An 11,139-nucleotide genomic window follows, 5' to 3' on the forward strand; every position below is an offset into this window, starting at 1 on the left:
TGTCACCGGGGCCCGGCCGGCCGGTCCGACCGGGGCGAGGGCGGGCGCGGCGGGGCCGGGTCTGGTTTGATCGGGTGGGAGATCGCACGCGCACCGGCCGGCTGAGCCCCGGACTCAGCAGACCTTGCGGAGGTCCACCGCCCTGGCCATCGCCCCGAAGCCGACGTCGCCGGGGTGCAGGTGGTCCCCCGAGTCGTACGCCGGGAGCAGCCGTCCCGGGTTCGCCGGGTCGCGGGTGACCGCGTCCAGGTCCAGCACCGCGTCGAACTCGCCCGAGGTACGGATCCACCGGTTCACCGCCTGGCGGTCCGCCTCGCCGGCCTCGCTGTAGTAGCCGGCCCCCTCGTACGGCAGGATCGTGGCCCCGACGACCTTGATGCCGGCCTCGTGCGCCCGCGCGACGAACTGCCGGTACACGGCGATGAGCTGCTCGGGTTCGAGGCTGCCGCGGCTGTTGCCGATGTCGTTGATCCCTTCGAGCAGCACCACGCTGCGCACCCCGGACTGCCCGAGCACGTCCCGCCCGAACCGCGCCAGCGCCGAGTCGCCCGCCGCGCCGGCGTTGGCCAGCAGCCGGTTGCCGCTGATGCCGACGTTGAGTACGCCGCACTGCCGCGCCTCCGGCCGCTGCGCCAGCCGGTCCGCCACCTGGTCCGGGTAGCGCAGGTTGGCGTCCACGGTGGAGACGACCCCGTCGGTGATCGAGTCGCCGAAGAAGACGACCGCCCCGGCGGCCCGGGTGCTCACGTCCACGCCGCTGAGGAAGTAGCGCGACCGGTCGAGCACCACGAAGCCGGCGCCGGCGTCCGCGGTGGCGTCGCCGCCGGCCCGGAAGGAGGTGGCGTAGCCGGCCTGGTGCCAGGTCGTCGGCCCGGTCGGGCCGGGCAGGTAGAGGCTGACCACGAGATCGGAGTTGCCGGCCACCCGGAGCGGCACCGGGTCCGAGCGCCACTCCACACCGGCGGGGATCGTCACCGAGGGGCGGCCGTCGAAGGTCAGCGGGCGGAGCGCCGCCGGGTCGACCTGGGGTGTGCCCGCGCCGCCGGTGCGCGGGGCGACCGTGGCGGCCCCGACCGTGAGCGGCGTGCTGCCGTAGACGTTGCTGATCCGTACCCGGAGGCTGCCGCCGCCGACCGACAGGTGCGCCACCTGCCGCAGCGTGGTGTCGGTGAAGCCGGTCGCCGAGGTGCCGCTCCCACCGGGTACGGTCACCGCCGCGCTCCAGCTGCCCACCCAGTTCGTACGGGCGGTCGGTTCCGCCCGGGCGCTCGCCGGAACCGTGGCGACCACGGCGACGACGGCGGCTGTCGCGACGAGACGACGAGGTCTCATGGCTGGGCTCCTTTGCTCGTTCGGTCACGGGAAGCCGGCCGGCGCGCCCATGCAACCAGGGCCCGTAACCAAGCGGCAACACGCGGGCGACAAGCGGTGACGATCGGCGCGGCGGGCGGGGCGTCCGCTGCGACGAGCGGACGGTACCGCTGCGATCAGCGGTCTTCGATCGATGCCCCGTCCGGCAGGGCCGCGGCGATGCCGTTGAGCACGCGGTCGAGCCCGTACTGGAAGCGCGCGTCGGGCGGCAGGTGGGCCAACCGTCCCTCGCGGATGGTCCGGTTGAACATCGGGTACCGCCCCGACTCGACCACCTGCCGGACGTACGGGCCGACGTACTCGCCCATCCACCGCCGCCGGTCCATGCCGGTGCGCCGGGCCTGGTCGAGCCAGCCGATCTCGTCGCGGACCGCGCTGGCCACGTAGTCGCCGACCATCCCGCAGAGGCTGGTCATCTCGTCGATGTGCAGACCGAACCCGTCGAGGGCGCGCAGCGCGAAGTCGTAGATCCGCAGCGAGTGCGGGCCGAGGGTGGGGCGCCGGGCGAGCGTGACCTGCCAGGGATGGCGCAGGCCGGCCGCGCGGGTCTGGTGCGCCACCAGCGACAGGTCGGCCCGCCAGTCGCCGCTGGGCCGCTCGGGCAGCTCCACCTCGCCGAGCACCGCGTCGACCATGAGGTCGACCAGGTCGTCGCGCTTCGGCACGTACCGGTACAGCGACATCGCGCCGGTGCCCAGCTCCTGCGCGATCCGGCGCATCGTGGCGGCGTCGATCCCCTCGGCGTCGGCGATCCGGATGGCCGCCTCGGTGATCTGGGCGCGGCTGTAGCCGGGTCGCCGACCGGGTCCGGAGCGCTCCGCCTTCTCCGGGCGCGTCCAGATGCTGCCCTGCCCGATGTCGGACATCACACCTCCCACCGTCTTGCGTACATCGTACTCGAATGGCTAGCTTGCATTTCGAGTACGGCGTACGCGAATGGAGCCGAGATGAGTCGATCCCTGTACGTGGGCCTGGTCGGGGTGGTCCTCGGCATGGTCACCGCCCCGCTCTCGTACTGCTCACGCTCGGACCGAATTCCGACCTGGCGCTCGCCTCCGGACTCGCCCTGGTGGGCGGGGCCGGCGTCGGCCTGCTGGTACAGAGCACCACCATCATCACGATCAACAGCGCGCCACCCCCGCGACCTCGGCGCCGTCGCGTTCGTACTGGCCTGGTTCGTCCGCGGCGCGCCCCTGCGCGACGCTCCCGGGCCCACCGTCAGCTCCGATCCCACACCCACCGCACTGGAGGAGAACCATGTCCGATAGCCGGCTACGACTGGCCGTCATCACCGGCAGCGTCCGGGAGGGACGCTTCGGCCCGACCGTCGCCAACTGGTTCGTCGGCGAGGCCGAACGCCGCGACGACCTCCAGGTCGACCCGATCGACCTGGCGGACGTACCGATCGGGTCGGCCGCGCCGACGATGGAACCGGCGGCGGAGACGCTGGCGGCGCTCGGTGGCCTCACCCCACGCCTCGACGCGGCCGACGCCTTCGTGGTGGTGACCCCGGAGTACAACCACAGCTACCCGGCCGCGCTGAAGAACGCCATCGACTGGCACAACGCCCAGTTCCACGCCAAGCCGGTCGCGTTCGTGTCGTACGGCGGGCTCTCCGGCGGCCTGCGGGCCGTGGAGCACCTGCGACTGGTCTTCGCGGAGCTGCACGCCGTCACCACCCGGGACACGGTCAGCTTCCACGGCGTGTGGGAGCGGTTCGACGGCGACGGCCGACCCAAGGAGGCGGACGGCCCGGCCGCCGCGGCGAAGACCCTGCTCGACCAGCTGACCTGGTGGGCGCGGGCCCTGAAGGACGCGCGGACCACCTCCCCGTACCGGGCCTGACCCGCTCTCGCGAAAGGAACACCGACAATGACCGCACTTGCCGGCAGGACGGCGCTGGTCACCGGCGGAAGCCGGGGCATCGGCCGCGCCATCGCGAGACGGCTCGGCCGGGACGGCGCCCGGGTCGCCGTGCACTACGGCAGCAACGAGGCGGCGGCGAAGGAGACGGTGGCCGCGATCGAGGCGGCCGGTGGCGCGGCCTTCGCCGTCCACGCCGAACTCGGCGTACCCGGGGACGCCGAGACGCTCTGGGCCGCGTTCGACGCGCGCGCCGACGGCCTGGACATCCTGGTCAACAACGCCGGGATCCTCGGCGAACAGGCCGAGATCCAGGACGTGAACGCGGCCACCTTCGACCGCGTTCTCGCGGTCAACACCAGGGCGCCGTTCCTCGTCACCCAACACGCCCTGCGCCGGCTGCGCGACGGCGGCCGGATCGTCAACATCTCCAGCGTGCTCACGCACGGCCCCGCCATGCCGAGGTCGATCTCGTACGCCATGTCGAAGGGGGCGCTCGACGTGCTCACGAGGATGCTGGCCAAGCAGTTGGGCCCCCGGGCCATCACCGTGAACACGGTCGCGCCCGGCGTCGTCGACACCGACATGCACGAGGGCCGCCTCGTCGGGGCCGCCCTGACCTGGCTGGAGTCGCTGTCGCCGATGAAACGGCTCGGCACCCCCGAGGACATCGCCGACGCGGTGGCCTTCCTCGCCTCGCCCGACGGCCGCTTCGTGACCGGCCAGTGGTTCGACGTCTCGGGCGGAACGCTGCTGTAGGGAGGCAGCGTCGATACTCCCGGCCGGGCGGGGACCGGTGGCCGTACCGCGCTGCCGCCGTGCAGTGGCGGCGGCGCGGTACGGGCCGGTGCGCTACGAGCGCGACGCGCTCGCGTCGCGACGGATGAGCTGGTAGTCGGCCGGGACGGCGTCCGCTTCCAGGATCACCGTCAGCGGGCCGGCGGGCAGTGAACAGGTGAAGGTGCGATCGACGGAAGGGCTGCCGGGGCCGCAGTACCGCAGGCCCGTCGAGTCGAAGACGGAGACGGTGGCGTTGCCGCTGCCGGAGGTGCGGCGATAGGTGAAGGTCTCCCGCGCGGCGTGCTGATCGGCGGGAATCGAGAGGCAGACCGCGAAATGGTCGGCGCTCATCTGGACCGTGGCACCCGCCGCGTCCCGACCGAAGGTCGGACAGTCGTCGTGAGGGCCGTCGACGCGGGCGAACCCGATCGCGTACGTGCCGGTCGGGTAGCGCTCCGCCGACTGGAGCACGGCGAAGAAGGGTGCGGTACCGGTCAACTCGCAGGAGCCCTGGCGCAGCCCGTACGAGTCGCACACGAACTCACCGGTCGCGTCCGCCACCGTCACCGTCGGCCGGCCCGCCCCGGTCGCATCAGCGGGCAACAGCTCAACGATCTTGGCTCCGGCGGGGCTGGCCAGTTGCAGGCAGTCGTACTGCCCGGCGGCCGCGAAGGTTCCCCGGTACGGAGTCTCGGCATAGCCGGCGTCCGAGACCGGGGCGCAGCCCGACGGCGCCGAATGCAGGAGCGCGACGGCGTACAGGTAGTCGTTGTCGATCACCACGTTGGTGGCCCGACCGGAGAGCACCAGGGTGTATCTGCCCGGCGCGTTGAACTCGCACCACTGGACATAGCAGACCCGCAGTCCCGCACCGTCGTACACCTGCGCGCCCCGGCGGTAGTTCTCGTCATCCACGACGTCGACCCGGTACTTGCCCGGCGTCCGGATGTCCAGGATCCGGCAGCGGATACCGCCAAGCGTGCCCGCCGGATCGGCGTTGTAGGCACCCGCCGTCACAGTCGGGCAACCGGCCGCCCGGGACAGTCGCTTGACCTGCACCCGGTACGTCAGGTCGTCGCTCTCCCCGTCGTCCCAGTACTTCAGGTACGAGACAACCCGATAGGTTCCCGTGCTGGGCAGGACGCAACCGTCCTGCTCGTAGTCGTCGGGGCAGAAGGCGTTGCCGGCCTCGTCCGCCAGCCACACGTAGGGAGAGTTGTAGCGGTCCGGCGCCAGGTACGCGATGACCCGGTCGCCGGCCTCGCCCGCGAATGGCTGGCAGTTGATCTGTACGGCCGAGGTCTGGTGCACGTGCAGGGCTGGCAGATCCCACGACGTACCGACCGCCTCGGCGCACCCTGCGGCCTGCCCGAGCGCGACCGCCGCCACCCGGTAGTCGATCGCACTTCCGAAGCTGTCGATGTTCTCCGCCAACAGCAGGTACGGACCGTCGCCCTGGAGCTTGCAGGAACGGGGGTTCGAGTACTTGTCGCAAATCGTCTTGCCAGCGACATCGTGCACTGACCACCACAGCAGTTGGTCCTGATCGATCCGCACGGCCACGGTGGTGCCGTCAGCGGCGTCGATGAGGTGGCAAGCGGCCTGCCCCGGTTCCACCCTGGCGCCTCCGATGGCGGTTCCCGGATCCCCGAATGACGCCAGCGGTACCAGCGGGCATCCGGCGGCGTGCGAAATCCGCGACAGGTGCAGCGTGTACGGGGCCGCCAGGCCGCTGTACTGGAACAGGAACAGCCGATACGGCCCCGGTCCGAGCAACGTGCACTGATAGGCATCGCGTACGTAGCACACCGGCTGGAAATCGCCGCTGAGAATCGGGCCCTGGACGTCGGCAGCTCCGGTGTCGGCGAGACGCAGAACCGACCCCGGAGGCTGGTCGAGCGAGTAACACTTGGCCGGCGAACCGGCAGGTAGCGTGTCCGTGAGGCCCGGCGAGGCGAACGAGAAGAAGGAATTCGGAAGGTCCGTGCAGGAGGACGGCGTCCGCATCGACTCCACGGCGAGCGTGTAGCCGCCGCTTCCCTGGCCGGAGCCGAGCCGGACGGTGGCGGTGTAGGCGCCGGCGACACCGAGCTGACAGCCGTCCGTTCCGTTGTAGAGGAAGCAGACGCGCTCACCGTCGGAGTCGGTGAGTTCAACGGTGATCGACGCACCGGATCCCGCCGTCTGTCGGCTGTACAGCTTGTCCGAGTCCGTCGTCGACGTGACCGTGTAGACGTGTCGCTCGGCTCCGGAGATCGACGGACACGTGACGGATTGTCCGAAGGTCAGCGGGCCGCCGCACTCCGCCTGTGCGCCTTCCGGTGCGACCTTCGATGCGCTCACCGGCGCCTTCGCCGCTGGGCTCGGGGCGGCCGGCTCGGTCGGTGCGGCCGGCGCGGCCGGCTTCGCGGTGCCGCCGCGGCCCCGCGACCCGCCCGGTTGCGCGCTCGCCCCGGTACCCGCCGCCACACCGCTGCGCCGCGAGGCGCCGGGATCAGCCTCCCCGGTCGGGACCACCTGCGCCGCCGCCACCGTCGCGGCACGCTCCGGATTCGGGGGACTCGCGGCCGCGCCGGCCGGCGGTCCGATGAGGACGACGCCGAGCATCGCGGCGACCGATACGACAAAACTCGATCTTGGAAAACCGGACCGGATACCACGATCCAGGCGCGGAGGAGGCAGAGCACCCAAAATAACCCCCCGTAGTTGATTGATGCCAATAAGTGGCCGGAGGCATGATCGCACGAGTGCGCCGCGCCGAACAACCGCGTTCTCCGCCACTCGATGTCGCTGGCCGCGTACGCGGGCACGCGGTTAACCGGCCGGAAAGTCGGCCGGAACACCGCCGAGACAGCCCGTTGCCACGATCTTGGAACGTCGCTGTCCAGCGGCGGTAGGACACCCACACGGTGTCCACCCCTCCTCCGATCGGGAGGCCCGGTCCCCCATGAACAGACTCGATCCCCCCGCCCCGCCCGCCCACCCCGGCGGCGGCGCCCCCGACGACGCGGCGCCCACCCGTACCGGCGTCAGCCGCCGGGCCCTGCTCGGCGGCGGTGCCGCGGTGGCGGGCGCGGCCGTGACCCCGCTCGTCGCCGCGACGCCGGCCACCGCGCACACCGACCCCGCCGGCACCCCCGACCTGCTCCGGCAACTGCCGTCGGTCGGCCAGATCCCGCGCCGGTCGCGGATCGTCGACTACGAGATCGCCGAGCTGATCGTGCTGCTCCGCGCCGGCAGGCTCACCTCCGTCGCGCTGACCCGGGCGTACCTCGACCGGATCGACCGGCTCAACGGGCCGTTCGAGACGTACGGCGACAACGGCGGCTACAACGCGTTCGTCCGGATCGACCGGGACGGCGCGCTGGCCCAGGCCGCCGCCGCGGACCGGTGGCTGCGCAAGGGCCCCGACTCGGCGGTACCGCCGCTCTGCGGCATCCCCTTCGGGATCAAGGACTCCGTCGGCATCCGGGGTCTGGAAGCCAAGAACGGCACCCACGCGTACGACGGAAACGTGGCGTACCGCGACGCGACCGTGGTGGCGCGGCTGCGGGCGCAGGGTGCGGTGATCATCGGTCACACCATCGCCTCGGCCTTCTCCGGCTCGATCTCCGGTACCTTCGCCGGCAACGCCTGGAACCCGCGCTTCGTCCCGGGCGGCTCCAGCCAGGGCTCCGGTGTGGCGACGGCGGCCCGGCTCGCGGCCGCCACCATCGGCGAGGAGACCGGCGGCTCGATCATGATGCCGGCCTCGGCGAACGGCGCCAGCGCCATCAAGCCCTCGCTCGGCCTGGTCTCGACGGCCGGGGTGATGCCGCTCTCCCCCGGGTACGACGTGCTCGGGCCGATCGCCCGCTCGATCCGGGACGCTTCGCTGATCCTCTCCGTCATCCTCGGACCGGACCCGGCGCCCGACCCGCTGACCCTCGCCGCGCCGAACCCGTTCCCGGCGCTGCCGGTCGCCGCGCGCCGGGGCCGCGCGCCGCTGGCCGGTACCACCATCGGCATCCCGCAGACCGACTGGATGAGCGCGGGCGGGACCGGTACGCCGCCGGCGCAGACGTACGACACCGACTACCGGGCCGCCTTCGAGCGGTTCAAGCGGGAACTGGTCGTGCTCGGCGCCGTGGTGAAGGAGTTCCCCGGGCTGGACGTCACGCTGGCCCAGAACGACCCGTACTTCCGCACCTCGGAGCGGCTGCCGCTGCCGGACGGTACCGGGGTCTCCCCGGCCACGGCGGTGCTCAGCCCCAACCGGTACGAGATCCGCTACTGGCAGGCGATCAAGACGTTCGCCGACGCGCACCCGGCCAACGCCGAGGCGCTGACCCGGCAGTTCGGTGACCTGGCCGCAGCCGCGGCGGCGGCCGGCGCGATCCCCGCGTCGGTACGCGACGAGGGCGAGCGGCGCCGCCGGACGTTGCAGGCCAACTACCAGCGCGCGCTGGACGCGGCCGGCGTGGACTTCATGCTGGTCCTGCCGATCGGGGCGCGGATCGGGCCGCGCTTCGGCGGTCCCCAACTGCCGAACTACCGCAGCTTCTACCAGCTGCCGAACGCGCTGACCTGGCCGATGGTCTCCTTCCCGATCGGCTACGACGGCACCGAGGGCCTGCCGATCAACGCCGCCTTCTGGGGGCCGCGCTTCTCCGAGCCGGCGCTGGTCCAGGCGGCCCTCGACTACCAGGACCGGCATCCGCAACACCACCGGGCGGCGCCGCCGGACCCGACGTTCGCTCCCCCGGACCAGCGGGCACGGGCGCAGTCGCCGGCCGAGGCGGCCGTGCCGCCCGAGCTGTCGAACGATCCGCTCGTGGCGGAGAGGGCGTGGGCATGACCGAGGGACCGTTCCTCACCGTCGAGTGGCAGCCGCTGCTCAACGCCGGGCTGCCGCTGCGTGACCCGGACGAGGCGCCGGCGCCGACCCTCACCGTCGAGTGGGGGCCGAGGCTCGGCACGAGCTACTACGGCTACGGCGACGACCTGCCCGCCGAGCCGCCGGCGCACTGAGGGCCGGCCCACTGAGAGCCGGCGTACACCCGGCGCCTCGCTGAGCGCGGGCCGGTGACGGCGGCACGTACCCTGAGTCGTCATGACGACCTGGCGCCGTCCCCGGCCCGACCGCGCGCAGCTGCGCCGCGACCTGTACCTCGGCCTGACCGTGCTGGCCGCCGCGCTGCTCGACCTGCTGCTGCTCAACAGCGTCGGTGTTGCCCCGCTCGGCCACCCGCCCGTTGCCTGGGAGCAGGCGGCCTGGAGCACGGCGCTGGCCCTGCCGCTCTGCTGGCGCCGCCGCTTCCCCGAGGCGGTCGCGGTGGTCACCGCCGTGGTCTTCATCGGCGCGCAGTTCCGGCACAATCCCGAGACCCTGGTGGCCAGCGTGACGCTCTTCAGCGCCATCTACACCCTGGGGGCCTGGGGCCCGCACCGGCGCCGGGCCGTCGCGATCCGGATCGGCATCATCGTCGCGATGTTCGCCTGGCTCGCCACCTCGGCCACCCTCTCGCTCCGGACCCTGGCGCCGGACGCCTTCCCGGACGCGGCCGGTCCGCTGCCGCCGCTCTTCGCCACGCTGCTCACCAGCGTGCTCTTCAACGTCGCCTACTTCGTCTTTGCCTACCTGTACGGCAACAGCACCTGGCTCGCCGCCCGGCGCGCGCACGAGCTGGCGGTGCAGGCCGAGGCGCTGCGCCGCTCGCAGGAGGAGCTGGCCGCCCGCGCCGTCGTCGAGGAGCGGGTCCGGCTCGCCCGGGAGCTGCACGACGTGGTGGCCCACCACGTCTCGGTGATGGGGGTACAGGCGGCCGCGTCGCGCCGGGTGATGGACCGCGACCCGGCCAAGGCGAAGACCTCGCTCGCGGCGGTCGAGCAGACCGCCCGTACCGCCGTCGACGAGCTGCGCCGCCTGCTCGGGGTGCTGCGCGGCACCGGCCCCGACGCCCCCGCCGCCAACCACGGGCTGGCGCAGGTCGACGGCCTGCTCGACGGTGCCCGCGAGGCCGGGCTGGCCGTCTCGTACCAGACGTACGGCGAGCCGGTCGAGCTGCCGGACTCGCTCTCGCTGGCGGTGTACCGCATCCTCCAGGAGGCGCTCACCAATACCATCAAGCACGCCCGGGCGACCAGCGTCGACGTGCGGGTCAGGTACCTGCGCAGGGAGGTCGAGTTGGACGTGACCGACGACGGGCATCCGGCGCCGGACGCCGGTACGGCGGGCGCCGGCATGGGGCTGGTCGGCATGCGCGAGCGGGTCGCCGCGCACGAGGGGGTGCTGGAGGTCGGCCCGCGCGAGCGCGGCGGCTTCCGGGTACGGGCCCGGATGCCCGTCCCCGCCCTCGCCGGAACCGTCGACGGGGCCGCCGACGGTACGGGCACCGGCCGCGCCGCACCGGACGCCCCCGGCCTCGACGGTACGGATCTCGCCGGGGTGACCGCCGGATGAGCGAGATCCGCATCGTCGTCGCCGACGACCAGCAGCTCGTCCGGGCGGGGTTCCGGGTCATCCTGGAGACGGAGGACGATCTCGTGGTCGTCGGGGAGGCGGCCGACGGCGCGGAGGCGGTGGAGCTGGCCGCGCGGCACCGCCCCGACGTGGTGCTGATGGACGTGGAGATGCCCCGGCTCGACGGGCTCGCCGCGACCCGCCGCATCGTCGGGGCCCCGGGCGGCGGCCCGGCGGTGCTCATCCTCACCACCTTCGACCGGGACGACTACCTCTTCGCCGCGCTCCAGGCCGGCGCCAGCGGGTTCCTGCTCAAGAACGGCTCCCCGGAGGAGCTGATCGACGCGGTACGGATCCTCGCCCGCGGGGACGCGCTGCTCGCGCCGCAGATCACCCGCCGGGTGATCGCCGCGTTCAGCACCCCGTCGAGCGTGCCGGGGCAACCGGCCGCCGAGCTGACCGAACGGGAGCGCGAGGTGCTGGTGCTGCTCGCCGGCGGGCTGTCGAACCAGGAGATCGCCGCCCGGCTGGTGCTCGGCGAGGCGACCGTGAAGACGCACGTCTCCCGGGTGCTGATGAAGCTCGGGCTGCGCGACCGTACCCACGCGGTGATCTACGCGTACGAGAACGGGCTGGTCACGCCCGGTAAGGCCTGACCGGCACGCCGGGCGGCCGACGCGGCG

General features: G+C 72.8%; 10 protein-coding genes. 7 read left to right on the plus strand and 3 right to left on the minus strand.

The features are described 5' to 3' along the window. Positions 1-114: 114 nt before the first annotated feature. Together AB0J86_RS03120 and AB0J86_RS03125 are read right to left on the minus strand one after the other, a co-directional pair. A complete protein-coding gene (locus AB0J86_RS03120; protein ID WP_363851675.1) occupies positions 115-1,332 on the minus strand; it encodes an SGNH/GDSL hydrolase family protein in 1,218 nt (405 codons plus the stop codon). 155 nt (positions 1,333-1,487) lie between these two features. Beyond that, positions 1,488-2,237 carry a TetR/AcrR family transcriptional regulator gene (locus tag AB0J86_RS03125; RefSeq protein WP_363851678.1) on the minus strand — a complete coding sequence of 250 codons (750 nt, stop codon included), beginning with the start codon at positions 2,235-2,237 and terminating at the stop codon, positions 1,488-1,490. Positions 2,238-2,318: 81 nt separating this feature from the next. Between AB0J86_RS03125 and AB0J86_RS03130 the strand changes: the two genes are divergently transcribed. From AB0J86_RS03130 to AB0J86_RS03140, 3 genes are read left to right on the plus strand one after another with little or no spacing between them, the layout of a single operon-like run. Further along, complete coding sequence (locus AB0J86_RS03130) at positions 2,319-2,639, plus strand: hypothetical protein (RefSeq protein ID WP_363851681.1); 321 nt, start codon at positions 2,319-2,321, stop codon at positions 2,637-2,639. After that, a complete protein-coding gene (locus AB0J86_RS03135; protein ID WP_363851684.1) occupies positions 2,629-3,216 on the plus strand; it encodes an NAD(P)H-dependent oxidoreductase in 588 nt (195 codons plus the stop codon). The genes AB0J86_RS03130 and AB0J86_RS03135 overlap by 11 nt, the downstream gene beginning before the upstream one ends. 27 nt (positions 3,217-3,243) lie before the next feature. After that, on the plus strand, positions 3,244-3,993 hold the full coding sequence (locus AB0J86_RS03140) for an SDR family oxidoreductase (RefSeq protein ID WP_363851687.1): 750 nt from the start codon (positions 3,244-3,246) through the stop codon (positions 3,991-3,993). A 93-nt stretch (positions 3,994-4,086) separates the two neighbouring features. On the opposite strand, the gene AB0J86_RS03145 is transcribed toward AB0J86_RS03140, so the two are convergent. Beyond that, complete coding sequence (locus AB0J86_RS03145) at positions 4,087-6,546, minus strand: hypothetical protein (RefSeq protein ID WP_363851690.1); 2,460 nt, start codon at positions 6,544-6,546, stop codon at positions 4,087-4,089. A gap of 415 nt (positions 6,547-6,961) precedes the next feature. Here AB0J86_RS03145 and AB0J86_RS03150 point away from each other — a divergent pair, with 415 nt between their 5' ends. The 4 genes from AB0J86_RS03150 to AB0J86_RS03165 all read left to right on the plus strand — a co-directional run bounded on the left by AB0J86_RS03150 (position 6,962) and on the right by AB0J86_RS03165 (position 11,112). Continuing rightward, positions 6,962-8,851 carry an amidase gene (locus AB0J86_RS03150; RefSeq protein ID WP_363851693.1) on the plus strand — a complete coding sequence of 630 codons (1,890 nt, stop codon included), beginning with the start codon at positions 6,962-6,964 and terminating at the stop codon, positions 8,849-8,851. Continuing rightward, positions 8,848-9,024, plus strand: coding sequence for a hypothetical protein (locus tag AB0J86_RS03155; RefSeq protein ID WP_363851695.1), 177 nt, complete (start codon positions 8,848-8,850; stop codon positions 9,022-9,024). The genes AB0J86_RS03150 and AB0J86_RS03155 overlap by 4 nt, the downstream gene beginning before the upstream one ends. An 82-nt stretch (positions 9,025-9,106) precedes the next feature. Beyond that, entirely contained in the window at positions 9,107-10,456 is a 1,350-nt protein-coding gene (locus AB0J86_RS03160) for a sensor histidine kinase (RefSeq protein ID WP_363851698.1), read from the plus strand. Further along, entirely contained in the window at positions 10,453-11,112 is a 660-nt protein-coding gene (locus tag AB0J86_RS03165) for a response regulator transcription factor (RefSeq protein ID WP_363851701.1), read from the plus strand. Before AB0J86_RS03160 ends, AB0J86_RS03165 begins: the two co-directional genes overlap by 4 nt. Positions 11,113-11,139: the final 27 nt, after the last annotated feature.

It is taken from the genome of Micromonospora sp. NPDC049559, assembly GCF_040676675.1.
GTDB lineage: Bacteria > Actinomycetota > Actinomycetes > Mycobacteriales > Micromonosporaceae > JBFAPK01.